We start from the raw sequence: 16,120 nt of genomic DNA, 5'->3' as shown, positions 1-16,120 counted from the left end.
AGGTCCGCCGGATCAGACGTCGAGCCGGTCGTGGAACCACTTCGCGAGCCGGCTCCAGACGCGGTCCTTCTCGACCGCGTCCTCGACGCCGTGCTCCATGTTCGGGTTGTCGTTCACCTCGATGACGAAGACGCCGTCCGCGTTCTGCTTGATGTCGACGCCGTAGAGCCCGTCGCCGATCAGCCGGGCGGAGCGCACGCCGATGTCGAGCACGTCCTGCGGCGCGTTCTCGAAGGAGAAGGCGCGGAAGCCGCCTTCCGTCGCGCTGCCGTCGGCGTGGTGCTTCACGATCTGCCAGTGCTTCTTCGCCATCAGGTACTGGCAGATGAAGAGGGGCTCGCCACCCAGCACCCCGACGCGCCAGTCGAACTCGGTCGGCATGAATTTCTGCGCGATCAGGAGGTCGGTCTCCTTGAAGAGCTTCGTGACGAGCGCCTTGAGCGCGCCTGCGTCGTCGACCTTGTGGACGCCGAGGCTGAACGAGCCGTCGGGAATCTTCACGACCATCGGGAAGCCCAGCCGATCCTCCGCCGTGCCGAGATCTTCGATGCTCGCCAGGATCACCGTCGGCGGCACGGGCAGCCTGTTCGAGGTCAGGAGCTCGGTCAGGTAGACCTTGTTCGTGCAGCGGATCATCGAGATCGGGTCGTCGATGACCGGCATCTGCTCCTGCACCGCGCGGCGGGCGAAGCGATAGGTGTGGTTGTCGATCGAGGTCGTCTCGCGGATCAGGAGCGCGTCGTGCTCGGCGAGCTGGTGGAACTGCTTCGCGAGGATCGGCTCGACCTCGATGTCGTGGCGCTCGGCGATCCGGGCGAAGTGCTTCAGCGTGCCCGTGGAGGAGGGAGGCAGCTTGTCCTTCGGGTCGTGCAGCACGGCGAGGGTGTATTTCGGCGTCTGCTTCACACGCGGAGAGCGCCATTCGCGCATCGTGTGCCGGTGCAGGGCCTCCCGGAAGAATATCCGGTGCGCCGGTTCGAGCTTCGTGACGGCGACGGGGCGGAGGCGCTTGATCGACAGCCAGTCGCCGGGCGCCACGACGATCTCGACGATCGGGCAGCGGAACCAGTCGAACAGGAGCCGGCCGAACCGCTCGAAGCCCTTGATCTCCATCAGGCCGAGGCAGGAGACGAGCCGCGTCTCGCCCTCGAAGCGGTGCTTGGCGGCCTTCGCGCAGCGGTTGAGCTCCTGCTCGAGCTCGGGAACCGCGTGCGCATAGAGCTCCTTGCCGCCGAGATCGAGCATCGCCTCCACCGTCGGCAGCACGCGGTGACCGCGTGCCTCGGCGAGCAGCGAGGAGAAATAGCCGCGGCTCTGATAGGCATAGGAGCGGGAGAGGTTGATGACCTTCGGGCGCGCGCCTGAGAAGAGCTGCGGCCGGGCCAGGTACTCCCGCGTCGTGATGACCTTGTGCGGCGTCTCGGCGTTCGGAAAGTCCTTGAGCTGGTCGACGAGGACGACCCATCCGGTCATTTCGGCGGTGCCTTTCTGATGATGATCGCCAGGCGCAGTCCCTCGCGGCCGTAGCGGGCCATGCGGTCGAGCTCTGCGACGGGAATGGGTAGCTTCGCAGCCGCGCTGCGGGTCTCCAGGTGCTCGTCCTCGACCCAAGGGTCGTGGATGAAGACGTGGCTCGCGTCGTGCCCCAGGGCCAGAACCCAGTGCGGCACCTTCTTGCCGAACATCCGGAAGCCCGAGATCAGGAGCATCACGAGCGCCCCCTCGTCGAGCGCCTTCAGGATGTCTGCGGAAGAAACGCGGCGCTGCCGCACGGGGATCCCCGCCGCCTTCGCCTCGCGGCGGAAGCCCTTCTGCGCGGCGACCATGACCTTCCGCTTCTCCTCGTCGCGCACGGAGTCGAGGAAATAGTATCCGGTGTGGGAGGCCCAGACCTCGGGGAACAGGCCCCGGCGCATCAACGCCAGCGCGAGACCCACCGGCCCGCAGCCGCCGTGGCCGGAGGTCATGAAGATCGTCGTCGCCTCCCGCCAGATCTGCGTCTCGAGCTCGAGGTCGAAGCGCTTCTTCCAGTCGGCGTGGCCCCAGGCGAGCGCCATCATCACGCAGGCCGCGCCGCAGGTGAATTCCGTCTGCTGCTCGTAGAACGGCACGTCGGGCAGCATCCCCTCGGCCGGGGGCTCGAGGAGCTTCTCGAAGCGCAGCGCGTCGGTCTGGTCCTCGTAATAGTCGTCATAGGCGCCGAACTGACGGTAGCCGCGCTGCCTGTAGAGCCCGATGGCGCGCGCGTTGTCGGCGCGCACCTCGAGCCTGAGGGCGATCGCGCCCCGCTCATAGGCCTCGTCCTCCGCCGCGTCGAGCAGGAGCCGGGCGAGGCCCTGGCCGCGGAGGCGGGGGGAGACGGCGAGGGAATAGAGCCTCGCCAGTGCCGTCGAAGCGCGCGTCAGGACGAGCGCGTAGCCCGCGAGCCCGCCGTCGTCGGTCTCCGCCAGGACGAAGGAGGCCGTGGGACTCTCGAGCAGGCGGCGGAAGCTCCGCCGCGAGATGCGGTCGGTCTCGAACACCTCGTTCTCGAGCGCGAGAAGCGCCTCGAGGTCGGCGGGCGTCGCCGGCCGCAGCTTCGCCGCCGGGGCGCGCGGTGCCTGAGGGGAAGCGTCGAGCTTCGTCTGGGTCGCAGTCATCTGGAGAGGGTGGTCGCGGGCGCGTCCCGATGCACCACGGACGTCACGGCCAATTCCGGCGCCGCATGACGAGGACATTACACGAAGCGCGGGCGGGTTTCGACCGCTATTGCGAGGGCCGGCGATCCTTCCTGATCACGGCGTGACGACCGCGCGGCCCATGTTCGCCACCGCCCGCTCGGCGATCACCGAAACGAGGTGCCTCCGGTATTCTGCGGAGCCGTGAAGGTCGTCGATCATGTCGGCCTCGGCGACGGAGAGGTCCGCGAGCGCCTCGGGGCTGAAGCTCGTGGCGAGCGCCTTTTCGGCCGCCGTCCAGCGGAACACGCCGTCATTGCCCGCCCCCGTCACTGCGACCCGAACCGCGTCGGCAAAGCGCGCCACGAACACGGCCGCCATGGCGTATCGGGAGGCGGGATTGCGGAACTTCGCATAGCCGCACTCGGCCCCGGTGGGGAACGAAAGCGCGACGACGATCTCGCCCTCCTCGAGGGCGGTGGTGAACAGGCCCTGGAAGTAGTCGTCGGCGGCGATTTCGCGCCGGTTCGTGCGCACGACCGCGCCGAGCCCGAGGACCGCGGCGGGGTAGTCGGCGGCGGGATCATTGTTCGCGACCGAGCCGCCGATCGTGCCGTGATTGCGCACGTGGACGTCGCCGATCGAGCCGGCGAGCCCGGCGAGTGCCGGCAGCGCCTCGCGCACGTCGGGCGAGGCTGCGACATCGCGGTGGACCTCGCCTGCGCCGACGACGAGGCGATCGCCTTCGCGGCGGATCCCCTTCAGCTCCGGCAGGCGCCTGAGGTCGATCAGCGCATCGGGGGCGGCGAGGCGACCCTTCAGCGTCGGCAGCAATGTGTGGCCGCCCGAGATATAAGCCGGGTCCTCGGCGGCCTCGAAGAGGCTTGCGGCTTCCGCGAGATCGGCGGGGCGGCGATATCTGAGTTCGTACATCGCCTTGCCCCTCAGAACGTTCCGGCCGCGGCCGGCTCGCGCGCGGCCGCGAGGATCGCCTTGACGATGTTGTGGTAGCCCGTGCAGCGGCAGAGATTGCCCTCCAGCTCGTGGCGCACCGTCGTCTCGTCGAGGTCCGACCCGTGGCGGCGGATCATGTCGACGGCTGTCATGATCATGCCGGGCGTGCAGAAGCCGCATTGCAGCCCGTGATGCGTCCGGAAGGCGGCCTGCACGGGGTGCAGCGTGTCCTCGCCCGGCGCGAGCCCCTCGATCGTCGTGACCTCCGCTCCGTCGAGGGATGCGACGAGGGCCGTGCAGGACTTGAGGGTGTGGCCGTCGACGATCGTCACGCAGGCGCCGCACTGGGTGGTGTCGCAGCCGACATGGGTCCCGGTGAGGCCGAGCTCGTCGCGCAGGAACGTGACGAGGAGAGTCCGGTCGTCGACCGACCGCGTCACCTCCTCGCCGTTGACCTTCAGCGTCACCTCGATCATGCCGGCGCCTCCCGGCCGAGGACCTTCCGGTGGAACGACAGGTCGAGGTACTTCTCGACGTCCTCGAGCCGACGGTCGGAGCCGTAGCGGGAGCGCAGCTCGAGCACCCTCGCCATGCCGTCGCGCAGGACGTCCGCGTGGGGGGTCAGGCCCGAGCGGGGCGAGAGCAGGCTCTCCATCACGGGCTTCACGGCGGTTGGCTGGATCTGCGGCATCCTCTCGACGAGCAGCGCCTCGGCTGCCTGCCGGTTGCCGGGCTCGAAGGTCCAGTCGAGACCCCTGAGATAGCCGCGGATGAAGGCCTTCACCGTCTCCGGGTTCGCCTTCGCCCATGCCTGACGCGCCGCGACGATGCCGCCCTGGTAGGAATCGTAGAGCTTCGTCGAGGTGTCGAGAACGTGGAAGCCGTTCTTCTGCGCGATGCTCGTGAAGGGCTCGATCGTCAGCGTGCCGGCGTGCTCGCCCTCCTTCACCGACTGCCAGCGCTGCGGCGTCGCGCCGACGGCGGCGAACTCGTAGTCGCCCTCCTGCAGGCCGCCCCTCTCCAGCATGTCGTAGAGCACGAAGGCGAACCCCGTCGCCAGCGCGTCGAGTGCGATCGAGCGACCCTTCAGGTCCGTGTAGCTCTTCACGTCCGGCGCGACGACGAAGGCGAGCTCGAGCTGCGTCGCGCCCATGATGACCTTGAAGCCCGGATCCTCCGCGAGCTTCACCGCACCCTGACCCTCGGTGTAGGCGACCACGTTGTCGAAGGCGGTGAAGGCGACGTCGAACTCGCCGGCGGCGAACTTCTCGGCCTGGTAGACGGAGCTCGGGGTCGTCTCGACCGTGACGTTCAGGCCTTCGGCCGCGAAGTAGCCCTCCTCGATCGCCGCGAAGGTCGGCAGGTTCGGCGCACCGGGAAAGGCGATGACGCGTACGTCCGTGAGGGTGGACGGGGTGGTCATGAAGTCGTCCTCGTGTCTTCGTCTGTGTGGCCGGCGCCGTGGCGGATCGCCTTCCACACGGTGAGCGGGGTGAGCGGCATCGGCAGGTCCTCGACGCCCGTGTCGCGCAGCGCGTCGATCACGGCGTTCGTGACGACGGCCAGCGCGGGCGTCGTGCCCCCTTCGCCGCCCGCCTTGATGCCGAGCGGGTTTGTCGGCGAGATCACCTCGGCGATCTCGCAGATGAAGGAGGGCATGTTGTCCGAGCGCGGCATGCCGTAATCCATGAAGGAGCCGGAGACGGGCTGGCCGCTCGACGGCTCGACATGGCACTCCTCCCACATCGCCTGGCCGACCCCTTGCGCGATGCCGCCATGGGTCTGGCCGTGGACGATGAGCGGGTTGATGCAGCGCCCGACGTCGTCGACGCTCGCGTAGCGGGTGATCTCGACGAGGCCCGTCTTCGGGTCGATCTCGACCTCGCAGGCGGCCGCGCCGTTCGGGAAGACCGGCGTGTGCATCTCGTTCGTGCGCGCGGCGAAAAGGGGTCCGTGGTCCCGCTCGGTCAGGCGCGCGAGCTCGAACAGGTCGACGGCGTGGTTCGTGCCGGGCAAGACGAGACGGCCGCCCTCGAACGAAACATCCTCCTCCGGCGCATCGAAGAGCTCGGCCGCCCGGCGTCGCGCCTCGGCGACGAGGTCGGCGGAGGCCATCGCCATGACCGTTCCCGCGTGCCGCATCGAGCGTCCGGAATGCGAGCCGCCGCCGACGCTGACGACATCCGTGTCGCCGAGCACGATCGTCACGTTCTCCACCGGCGCGTCGAGCATCTCGGCGACCACCTGCGCGAAGCTCGTCTCGTGGCCCTGGCCGCTCGGCTGCGTGCCGATCACGACCTCGATCGTGCCATCCGGCTTCACCGTGATCTCCGCCCGTTCCTTCGGCGTGCCGATCGAGGACTCCACGTAGTTCGCGAAGCCGCGCCCGAGGAGCTTGCCACGCTCCGCCGCCGCCTGCCGCCGCGCCTCGAAACCGGCCCAGTCGGCGATCACGAGCGCGCGGTCCATGTTCTTCTCGTACTCGCCGCTATCGTAGATCGAGCCGACCGCGTTGCGGTAGGGCATTGCCTCCGGCGGCACGAGGTTGCGGAGCCTCAATTCGAGCGGATCGAAGCCCAGCCGGCGCGCCGCGATCTCGATCAGGCGCTCGATCGCGTAGGTCACTTCCGGGCGTCCAGAGCTGCGATAGGCCTGCGTGCACATCGTGTTCGTGAAGACCGCGCGCGCCCTCAGCGCCGCGACCGGAATGTCGTAGGAGCCGGTGATCAGCCCGGAGCCCTTGCTCAGCGGCGACAGCGACACGCAGCGCGCCCCGACATTCGAAATGTTGTCGGCGCGCAGGGCGAGGAACCGCCCGTCCTCGTCCAATGCCAGCTCCACCGTCGTGACGAGGTCGCGGCCCTGGTAGTCCGTCAGGAAGGCCTCGGACCTTGTGGCGGTGTACTTCACCGGCCGGCCGAGCTTCTGGGACGCCCAGAGCACGAGGCCGAACTCGACATAGACCCTGTTTCTCGCGCCGAAATTTCCGCCGACATCGTAGGACAGCACCCTCAGCCGGCTCGGGTCGATCCCCAGCACGCTCGAAAGCTCGCGCTTCTGGCGCACCGCACCGCCGCTGCCGGCATAGAGCACGTAGCGGCCGGTCTCGACGTCGAAGCTCGCCAGCGCCGAACGCGGCTCGAGCGGCACCGCCGTCACGCGGTTGACGTGAAACTTCGCCGAGACGACGTGCGTCGCCTGCTCGAAGGCACGCTCCGTGCCCTTCCAGTCGCCGAAGCGTGTGTCGACGAAGGCGTTCTCCGGCACCTCGTCCCAGACGGCGGGCGCCCCCGCCGCGATCGCATCCTCCGAGTGAATCACGTGCGGCAGGATCTCGTAGTCGACGAGGACGCGCTCGGCGCCGTCGAGGGCCTGAGCCTGGGTTTCGGCGACCACGATCGCCACCGCCTCGCCGACATGGCGCACCTTGTCGTCCGGCAGCAGGTGGTGCGGGCCGATGAACGGCACGCCGCCGCCGGGCGCGGTCAGCTTCATGTCGTACTTCGTCGATGGGACCGGGTTGTGGGGGATGGGCTCCAGTCCGTCGTCGAGGCAGTCGCGACCGGTCAGGACCAGCAGAACGCCCGGGCTCGAGAGGGCCTCGGCCGTCTCGATGCCGCGAATGCGCGCATGCGGGTGCGGCGAGCGCACGATCGCTGCATGGGCTTGTCCGGCGAGGCGGAAGTCGTCGCTGAAGCGGCCCTTGCCGGTGACGAGGCGGGCATCCTCCTTGCGCTCGACCGGCTTGCCGATGTGGCGGAAGAGCTTCTCCGTCATGATCTTCAGGTCCGCCGGCGCGGCCCCCTCGGCTGCCGGCCGCGAGGCGGGCGAGGAGGCTGCCGGCGCGGCTGCCGGAGACGTCTTCATCGGGTCAATGCACCATCCTGCTCCGCCGGTGCCGACGGAGTGTCCTGTCACGTTGTCCAATGTATTAATGTATGACAGTATGCTTTGACAAGGCTACGGCCGGCCCTCGAAATGGCGGCCGAGAAGAAAAGGGCGCCAGGCGTTAAGGCGCCCTGCGCTCCTGCATTCGAGGAGGAGAGTGATGGACGTGCGGCAGACGCTGGCCCCGACGGATCTGCAGGAGCATCTGGAGCGGCTCGAGGCGAGGGGGCTGCTGACGCGGATCGATCGGCCGATCGACAAGGACAGCGAGTTGCACCCCCTGTCGCGCTGGCAGTTCCAGGGCGGCCTGCGCGAGGAGCAGCGCCGGGGCTTCCTCTTCACGGACGTGCGCGGTGCGAAGGGCGAGAGCTACGAGATCCCCGTCGCCACCGGGGTTCTCGCGGCATCGGCCGAGATCTACGCCGCCGGCCTGGGGGTCGAGGTGGCCGAGATCGGGGACGTGTGGGTGCGGGCGATGGAGACGCCCGTGGAGCCGGAGATGGTCGACGCGGCGCCTTGCCAGGAGGTCGTGCTGACCGGCGACGACCTCACGCGTCCGGGAGGGGGCCTCGCCACGCTGCCGGTGCCGATATCGACGCCCGGCTTCGACAGCGCCCCCTATCTCACCGCCACGCTCTGCGTCACCCGGGATCCCGACAGCCGCATCCGCAACATGGGCACCTATCGCGGAGCCCTGAAGGCGCAGGACCGGCTGGGCGTGCGGATGGCGAGCCGGCTCAGCGGCGCCGGCGGCTATCTCCACTGGCTCAAGTACAAGGAGCGAGGCGAGAAGATGCCCTGCGCCATCGTCATCGGCTGCGCGCCGGCCGTGCTCTTCACAGGGCCGCAGAAGCTGCCGATCGACCAGGACGAGCTGTCGGTCGCCGGCGGCCTCATGGGGCAGCCCGTGCGCATCGTGAAGTGCAGGACCATCGATCTCGAGGTGCCCGCCGACGCCGAGATCGTGATCGAGGGGCTGATCGACACGGAGCTCCTCGAGCCGGAAGGTCCCTTCGGCGAGAGCCACGGGCACGTCGCGCTCGAGGACTTCAACATGTCGATGCAGGTGACCGCGATCACCCGCAAGTCGACGCCCGTCTTCGTCTCGATCATCAGCCAGGTGACGCCGTCGGAATCGAGCGTCCTCAAGCGCGTGGCCTACGAGCCCCTGTTCCTCACGCATCTGAAGAGCGTGCTCGCCATCAAGGGCATCAGGAACGTCGTGATGCACGAGCCGCTGACGAACATCCGCAAGGTCATCTTCCTGCAGTTCGAGAAGGGAACGCCGCCGACGGAGGTCTGGCGGGGCCTGCAGGGAGCCGCGACGCTGCAGGCGCAGTGCGGCAAGATCGTCGTGGCCGTCTCCGACGACATCGACGCGCGGAATGCCGACGCGGTCTTCTGGTCGCTCGCCTACCGCGCCAACATGATGACGGACGTGCACGTCACGCCCTACCGGTCCGGCGGCCACGGCCCGAAGTCCGGGGGTGGCGCCGCCGAAGGCACGCTCATGATCGACGCGACGCTGAAGGCCCCGATGCCGCCGCTCGCCCTGCCGGCCGAGCCCTACATGACGCGCGCGAAGGAGTTGTGGGAGGAGATCGGCTTGCCGGATCTCTCGCCCCAGGCGCCCTGGCACGGCTACTCGCTCGGCGACTGGAGCGAGACCTGGACGCGCTTCGCCGAGGCTGCGGTCAGGGGGGACTGGCGTGACAACGGCAGCGACACTTATGCCAGGCGCAAGGGTGGCATGAAGCCGGAGACGCCGGTCCGCGCGGTTGAGAAGGGGTGAGGCGGGCGGGAGCGGCTATCATGATGTCGATCAATGGCCCCGTCTTTGCCCCGCGCTATCGGCATGGGATAGGCTGATGGCGGGGACGGGCGGCGATTCCGCCCCGGAATCTGCCGGATCGGCGCCTGGCGGCGGTTGGCACCGGCTCTGCGGAAGATGGATGGCGACATGACGACGAGCAGCTTGAGCCCGAGCGCCTTCGGGCCCGTCAAGCACGAGCCGGCGCCGCTGCGCAACAAGATCATCAAGTCTCTGCGGCACGCGATCGAGACCGGTGCGCTGCGGCCGGGCACGCGGCTCGTCGAGAAGGATCTGTGCCAGCAGCTCAACGTGAGTCGGACCTCTCTGCGCGAGGCCCTGCGGCAGCTCCAGGCCGAGGGTCTCCTCGTCGACGTGAACAATCGCGGCCTCGCCGTGGTGGAGATATCCCGGAACGACGCCGAGAACGTCTATCGGATACGCGGCCTGATCGAGGGGCTCGTCGTCGAGCAGTTCATCGATAACGCCTCGGCGGAGGAGAAGGACGCGCTCAAGGCCGACGCGGGCCGGCTGAAAGCCGCCTACCAGTCCGGCCGGGCCGACGAGATCGTCACCATCAAGCGCGAGTTCTACGACCGCATCTGCACCGGCGCCGACAACCAGATCGGATTCGACCTCCTGAACAAGCTCACCCTCCTCACCTCGGGCCTGCGGCGGCGCTCGGTCGAACGGCCCGCCCGGCAGAAGCAGAGCATCAAGGAGGTGGAGGCCCTCGTGGCGGCGATTCTCGCCGGCGACAAGAAGGCGGCTCATGCGGCGGCGGAGACCCATGTCGCCAATGCCGCGCGGTCGGCGCTCGACGGCACCTGATATCGGCGTCTCAGCTGCCGCGAAGCCGTTCGACGAGCCTGAAAACCAGACCCGCCGTCGACATCACGAGGAAGACCCGGAAGACGTGGTGGGTCGCGACGAAGGCGACCTCCACGTGCAGGGCGAGCGCGATGAGGCTCGTCTCCGTCAGGCCGCCGGGCGAATAGGCGAGCAGAAGGTCCAGCACGGGGATGCCGATCAGCCGGCTGAGGCCGAGGGCGAAGACGAGCCCGACGACGATGAGGATCACCGCGGAGCCGACCGAGATCGACAGGATCCGCATGACGTAGCGGGCATCCGCCCCGGCGAAGCGGCAGCCGAGGACGGTGCCCAGCACGAGCTGCGCCAGCGCGACGAGCTCGTATGGCGGCGTGAACTCGGTCAGGCCCGTGAGATGCACGACCGCGCTCGCGAGCATGGGGCCCATGAGCGCGGGGGCGGGCAGGCGCAGGAGGCGCCCGAGATAGAGGCCCGCGATGCCCGTCGCGACGAGCCAGAGCTCGACGGTCCACGGCGCGTCGAAGACCGACTGGCCGCTCTGCGGCCGCGCCGTCATCGTCTGCCCCGTCACCAGCTGGAGGATGAAGGGCAGGGTGAACACGATCATCATGATGCGGCTGGAGTGGATGAGCGCGATCACCCGCGTGTCCCCGCCCTTGGCCTGGCCGAGTGTCACCATCTCCACGAGTCCGCCCGGCATCCCCGCGAAGTAGGAGGTCGGCAGGTCGAAGCCCGCCACCTTGTGGAGGTAGACGACGCACAGCCCGGCCGCGACGGCGAGGAACAGCACGAGCCCGAGGATGCTCGGCAGCCAGTGCGGGACGTCCGACACCATCTGTGGCGTGAATCCCGCGCCGAGCAGCACGCCCACCAACATCGTCATCGGCGGCCGCACCCGCGACGGAGCCTTCACGGGCACCCCGGCGAGCGAAGCGAGGAGACATGCCGCGAGAGGCCCGAGCATCCAGGGCAGGGGCAGCGAGAAGTAGACGAAGACGATCGCGCCGACGAGGCCGATCGCGATGGCGAGGAAGAAGTTCGGGTAGGGGAACGCGTCGGGGCGAAATGGCTCGTAGGCGCGCAGGAGCCGTTTTCGCACAGCCTTCATCACTCCGGCGAATCCCTCTCCCGTTCTGCGTTCCACCCGCCTTACCGCATTCGTCGCCGCGGCGGGAGAGGCACTGGCCCTCGGGAATGTCGTACTGTAATACGATCATATCGGGGTCGATGACAACGGGAGCCGGTGGGAATGGTCACTCCCGCTGCCAGCAAAGGAAGAGAAGATGGCGAACGAGCAGACGCAGTCCGGCTTGGTCACCGCGCGCGACCGTGCGCGGCTGGCCTATCGGGTGGTGAAGGGCACGGGAAGCGGCCGCGTCGCTCTTGTTCACTCCCTGGCGATGAACGGCGCGTTCTGGGATCGGGTGACGCCCTTGCTCGCCGGTCATGCGGACGTCCTCGTCTATGATTGCCGCGGCCACGGCGCGTCGGACAAGCCCGCCGGTCCGTACACGATCGATCTCTTCGCCGACGATCTGGCCGATCTCCTCGACCATGTCGGCTGGGAGACGGCGGTCGTTTGCGGGGCCTCGATGGGAGGCTGCGTCGCGCTCGCCTTCGCCGAGCGCCATTCGGCACGGGTCGCGGGTCTCGGGCTCTTCGACACGACCGCCTGGTACGGTGAGGATGCACGAGGTGCCTGGGAGGAACGGGCGCAGAAGGCGCTGGACGGGGGCATGAGCGCCCTCGTCGGCTTCCAGAAGACCCGCTGGTTCAGCGACTCGTTCCGTGAGGCCAATCCCGAGATCGTGGAGGCGGCGATCGGGGTCTTCGTGAAGAACGACCTGCAGCCCTATGCCGAGACCTGCCGGATGCTCGGCGCGGTGGACAAGCGCTCCGCGCTTCCGGCGTTCGGTTTTCCCTGCCGCATCGTCGTGGGCGAGGAGGATTACGCGACGCCGGTGGCGATGTCGCAGGCGCTGAAGGATGCGATCCCGAACGCCCGGATGCGGGTGATCGAACGGGCGCGGCATTTCACGCCGCTCGAGGTGCCGCAGGAGATCGCCTCGGAGATAGAGGCGCTCCTTTCCGCCCACTGAGATGCCCCCCGCACCGCTGGAGCCCACTCCAGCGGTGCGAGGGGTGTGACCGGCTCAGCCGAGTTCGACCATGGCCTCGCCGACATATTCGGGGCGCACATGGACGTCGAGGACGTAGGCGGCTCCCGCCTCGAGCCGCTCCAGCGCCGTCTCGAGCGCTGCCGGCAGGTCCGCGAGGTCTGTCACGGGACCGCTGGCCTCGAGCCCCTGGGCCCGCGCAAAAGCCGAGAGATCGGGGGCGGGACTCTCCATACGCTGGCCTATCGGCGCGTTCTCCACCGGCCGGCCCCGCTTCTCGGCGACGTGCTTCTGGTGGTTCTCGTCGTTGTAGTAGGAGTGGTTGTTCGCGACGAGGAACAGGACCGGCAGGTTGAGCGTCACGGCGTTCCAAAGCGCCGTCACGCCCATCGTGTAGTCGCCGTCACCGAGGATCGCGACCGTCTTCCGCTCCGAGCCGATCTCGCGCAGCCCCAGCGCCGCGCCGACCGCGATCGAGGTGCCGGCCCCGAGACCCCCGCCGCCGGTGTGGCCGAGGAAATCGTGCGGGTGCTCGATGCGGTTCGCGTTCGTCGGCCATCCGAGGGGGCGGCCGGTGATCGTGAGCTTGCGGCCCTCGCTCGCGATGGCGAAGGCGCGCGCGAGATCCATGAGGCCGATCTCGCCGCTGCCGGCCGGGGCGTCCACATGCGGGAAGGAGAGCCGGGACGGCTTGGGCTCAGGCCGGGCCTCCGCCAGCCGCTCGATCAGCCGGCGGACCGTCGGTTCGGGCGTCGTCGGGATGTTCACGTCGACATGCGGCAGGCCGCCATAGTCCATGTTCCAGCCGCGGTGGATGTGGAAGTCGTTCGAGACGTGGATCACCGGCGGCCGGGGCTGTCCGGCCGGGAAGGCGAGCTTCAGCGTATTGCCGGCGTCGAGCCAGTCGAGCATCACGATCGCATCGGCCTCACGGATGGCCTTGAGGACCGCGCCCTTCAGCCGCCAGCCGGTCTCGCCGACGAAGGCCTCGTGAGTGGTCGGGAAGGCGGCCGGCAGCTTCATGTGGGCCGTCGCCCTCGCGCCCAGCATTTCGACGAGCTTCACGCGGTCGTTCCAGGCCGCCTCGCTGCGCGTCGAGCGGCCACAGAAGACGAAGGGCTTCCGTGCCGCCTTCAGGATCTCGACCGCCCGGTCGAGCGCCGCCGCCGGCGGCTCGGGATCCTCCGCCGCCGCCGTCAGCGACACGTCGTCGAAGCGCGGCCGCTCCGCGAGCTCGGCCTCCTGCACGGACACGTCGAGATTGACGTAGACGGGCCCGCTCGGCCGCGTGTTCGCGAGGAACACGCCGCGCCGGATCGCCTCGACCGCGGCCTCGGGCGAGCCCGGCTGGTCGTCCCATTTCGTGTAGCCGCGCACCAGCCCGCCCTGGTCGTTCGTCGTGTGGATCCACTCGATCCATGGCCGGCGCCTCGCCGCGTCGACCGGTCCCGTGGCACCGATGACGAGCATCGGCGCCCGGTCGCACCAGGCGTTGAAGATGCCCATCGTCGCGTGCATCAGGCCGACATTGGAGTGGACCGCGACGGCGAGCGCGCGATCCGTGACCTTGGCATAGCCCTGTGCGATTCCGACCGCGTGCTCCTCGTGCATGCACACGATCATCTCCGGCTTCTCGTTGCCGAGATGGTTCACGATCGAGTCGTGCAGGCCGCGGAAGCTCGCCCCGGGGTTGAGGCAGATATAGGGGAAGCCCTGCTCGCGCAGTGCCTCCGCGACGAGATCGCTCCCGTAGAGGGGCCGGTCCTTCTGGTTGTGCCCCGGAGGAGGCGCGGTTTCGACGTCGGCCATGGTGGTGCTCCCTCTCGACGTGTCGTGTCTTGCGGCGCGTCTCAGATGAGACGGCCGGTCATTCGGCGCAGCTGCGGCACGAGATCGCCCAGGACCGAGTGCGGCCAGGGAATGTGCAGCGTCATGTGGAACAGGAAGTAGAGGCCGGCCCCGAACAGGACGGTGATGAGAAGCGCGCGCCAGAGCGCCGTCCTGCCGGCCACGACCATGTAGGCGAACGCGTAGATCACGATGGCCGGGATCATCCCGACGAGCGCGACGCCGGCGATCAGCCCGGCGAGCCACAGCCCTTCCTTGATCAGCTGCGCGCCGGGCGCCGCCGGGTCGTCGGCAATCGGCGGGATCCGCCTGAGGTAGCGGAAGAGGGCGAAGAGCCCGACCGCGATCAGGCCCGCCACCGCCACGGCCTGCGGCATCATCCGCGCTTCGATGTCCCACCTGTTCGAGGAGACGAGCGCATAGAGGAACACGAACGCGGCACACGCCCACATGACGATGTCGGCCGCAAGGAGCCCGCCGGTCGCGTGGGGGCGCAGCGGATCCACCGTGCCCTCGGCGAGCCTCGGCCGGCGGAAGCGGTCGTAGAGCGGCTTGCCGAGCGCGATCGCGATCAGGCACAGGATCACGAACGGAACGGGCTGAAGCATCCAGGCGTATCCGTAGCGGAGCTGCGAGATGAACAGGTAGTTCTCGATCAGCCCGCCGAGGACGAAGGCGAGGATCAGTGGCGGGCGGGGCCAGCTCAGGCGCTTCATGGCCCAGCCGATGGAGCCGAAGAGCCCGAGCACCAGGAGGTCGGGGAAGGACTGCGCCCCCTGATAGGCGCCGATCAGCATGAGGCCGAAGATGAGCGGTACGAGCAGGCCGGCCCTGATCGACGCGATCTTCGCGAACTGGCCCGCGAAGGCGAAGCAGATCCCGGCCCCGAGGATGTTCGCGAGGGCGACCGTCCAGATCAGCGTGAAGGTGACGTCGAGATCCTTGCCGAGCATGTTCGGCCCAGGTGCGATGCCGTGAATGAGGAAGGCGCCGAGGAGGAGCGCCATCGAGGCCGAGCCCGGGACGCCGAAGGCGAGCGTCGGGACGAGCGCCCCGCCCTCCTTGGCGTTGTTGGCGCTCTCCGAGGCGATGACGCCGCGCACGTCGCCTTTCCCGAACGTCTCCGATGCCCCCTTCACGCTCCGCGCCGCGTAGCCGTAGGCCACCCAGTCGATGATGGAGGAGCCGAGGCCGGGGATCGAGCCGAGGATGCTGCCGATCGAGGAGCAGCGGATGACGAGCCACCAGTTTCGCAGGACGTCTTTCGCGCCTTCGAGCTGTTGCCAGCGGTCGGTGCGCGTGTCGGTCTGCGAGATCGACCGCTTCGAGGCCGCGAGGTCGATGATCTCCGGCACGGCGAACAGGCCGAGGGCGAGAGGCACGAGCGAGATGCCGTCCCACAGGTAGAACGTGTCGAAGGTCCAGCGCTGGATGCCGGTCTGCGGCTCGTCACCGACCGTCGACAGGAGAAGGCCGACGGCTGCCGCCGCGAGACCCTTGAACAGGGCGCCCTGGCTGAGCGAGACGATGAGCGTGAGGCCGAGGAGGCACACGGCTAGCAGCTCCGGCGTGCCGACGGCGAGCACGAACGGCCGCAGGATCGGCACGGACAAAGCGAGCAGCAGGGCGCCGAAGAGCCCGCCCAGGACCGACGCCGTGAAGGCCGCCCCGTAAGCCCGCCCCGCCTCGCCGCGCTTCGCCATCGGATGTCCGTCGAGCACGGTCGCCGCCGAGCCCACCGTGCCGGGCACGCCGAAGAGGACTGCGGGAATCGTGTCGGACGTCGTGGTGACCGACTGCACCCCCACGAGGAAGGCGAGGGCCGTGTAAGGGTCCATCGCGAAGGTGAAGGGCAGGAGAAGGGCGAGGCCGACGAGTCCCCCGATGCCGGGGATGACCCCGATCATCAGCCCGAGCACCGTCCCCAGCATCACGAAGACGAGCCGCGAGGGCTCCATGATGATGCCGAGAGCCTGAACGGCCGCCTCTGCGAGCATTCCGTTTCCCCTGGAGCG

12 protein-coding genes are annotated in these 16,120 nt (G+C 68.8%); 3 read left to right on the top strand and 9 right to left on the bottom strand.

What is annotated here, in order from left to right; all coding sequences use genetic code 11:
* Window positions 1-12: 12 nt before the first annotated feature.
* The 6 genes from N177_RS05015 to N177_RS04990 all read right to left on the bottom strand — a co-directional run bounded on the left by N177_RS05015 (window position 13) and on the right by N177_RS04990 (window position 7,478).
* Window positions 13-1,473, bottom strand: coding sequence for a RimK family protein (locus tag N177_RS05015; protein ID WP_023431164.1), 1,461 nt, complete (start codon window positions 1,471-1,473; stop codon window positions 13-15).
* On the bottom strand, window positions 1,470-2,639 hold the full coding sequence (locus tag N177_RS05010; protein WP_023431163.1) for a GNAT family N-acetyltransferase/peptidase C39 family protein: 1,170 nt from the start codon (window positions 2,637-2,639) through the stop codon (window positions 1,470-1,472). Before N177_RS05010 ends, N177_RS05015 begins: the two co-directional genes overlap by 4 nt.
* Before the next feature lie 135 nt (window positions 2,640-2,774).
* On the bottom strand, window positions 2,775-3,590 hold the full coding sequence (locus tag N177_RS05005) for an FAD binding domain-containing protein (protein ID WP_023431162.1): 816 nt from the start codon (window positions 3,588-3,590) through the stop codon (window positions 2,775-2,777).
* Between the two features lie 11 nt (window positions 3,591-3,601).
* A complete protein-coding gene (locus N177_RS05000) occupies window positions 3,602-4,087 on the bottom strand; it encodes a (2Fe-2S)-binding protein (RefSeq protein ID WP_023431161.1) in 486 nt (161 codons plus the stop codon).
* Window positions 4,084-5,034: an ABC transporter substrate-binding protein gene (locus tag N177_RS04995; RefSeq protein ID WP_023431160.1), complete on the bottom strand. Its 951-nt coding sequence runs from the start codon at window positions 5,032-5,034 to the stop codon at window positions 4,084-4,086. The genes N177_RS05000 and N177_RS04995 overlap by 4 nt, the downstream gene beginning before the upstream one ends.
* Window positions 5,031-7,478: a xanthine dehydrogenase family protein molybdopterin-binding subunit gene (locus tag N177_RS04990; RefSeq protein WP_023431159.1), complete on the bottom strand. Its 2,448-nt coding sequence runs from the start codon at window positions 7,476-7,478 to the stop codon at window positions 5,031-5,033. The genes N177_RS04995 and N177_RS04990 overlap by 4 nt, the downstream gene beginning before the upstream one ends.
* Before the next feature lie 181 nt (window positions 7,479-7,659).
* Between N177_RS04990 and N177_RS04985 the strand changes: the two genes are divergently transcribed.
* Window positions 7,660-9,291 carry a UbiD family decarboxylase gene (locus tag N177_RS04985; RefSeq protein WP_023431158.1) on the top strand — a complete coding sequence of 544 codons (1,632 nt, stop codon included), beginning with the start codon at window positions 7,660-7,662 and terminating at the stop codon, window positions 9,289-9,291.
* Window positions 9,292-9,459: 168 nt separating this feature from the next.
* Entirely contained in the window at window positions 9,460-10,140 is a 681-nt protein-coding gene (locus tag N177_RS04980) for a GntR family transcriptional regulator (RefSeq protein ID WP_152527844.1), read from the top strand.
* 10 nt (window positions 10,141-10,150) lie between these two features.
* Here N177_RS04980 and N177_RS04975 read toward each other — a convergent pair whose 3' ends face one another.
* Window positions 10,151-11,248: an AbrB family transcriptional regulator gene (locus tag N177_RS04975; RefSeq protein ID WP_081718375.1), complete on the bottom strand. Its 1,098-nt coding sequence runs from the start codon at window positions 11,246-11,248 to the stop codon at window positions 10,151-10,153.
* A gap of 175 nt (window positions 11,249-11,423) precedes the next feature.
* On the opposite strand from N177_RS04975, the gene N177_RS04970 reads away from it, so the two are divergent.
* Window positions 11,424-12,239 (top strand): alpha/beta fold hydrolase, encoded by an 816-nt coding sequence (locus N177_RS04970; RefSeq protein ID WP_023431155.1) that lies wholly within the window; start codon window positions 11,424-11,426, stop codon window positions 12,237-12,239.
* Between the two features lie 54 nt (window positions 12,240-12,293).
* On the opposite strand, the gene N177_RS04965 is transcribed toward N177_RS04970, so the two are convergent.
* Window positions 12,294-14,066 (bottom strand): thiamine pyrophosphate-binding protein, encoded by a 1,773-nt coding sequence (locus N177_RS04965; RefSeq protein WP_023431154.1) that lies wholly within the window; start codon window positions 14,064-14,066, stop codon window positions 12,294-12,296.
* 41 nt (window positions 14,067-14,107) lie between these two features.
* Window positions 14,108-16,102: a tripartite tricarboxylate transporter permease gene (locus N177_RS04960; protein WP_023431153.1), complete on the bottom strand. Its 1,995-nt coding sequence runs from the start codon at window positions 16,100-16,102 to the stop codon at window positions 14,108-14,110.
* Window positions 16,103-16,120 lie beyond the last annotated feature (18 nt).

Origin of the sequence: Lutibaculum baratangense AMV1, from assembly GCF_000496075.1 — a bacterium.
Lineage (GTDB): Bacteria > Pseudomonadota > Alphaproteobacteria > Rhizobiales > Tepidamorphaceae > Lutibaculum > Lutibaculum baratangense.
The sequence above is the reverse complement of the archived record's forward strand: the minus strand, read 5'-3'. Positions and strand labels throughout refer to the sequence as shown.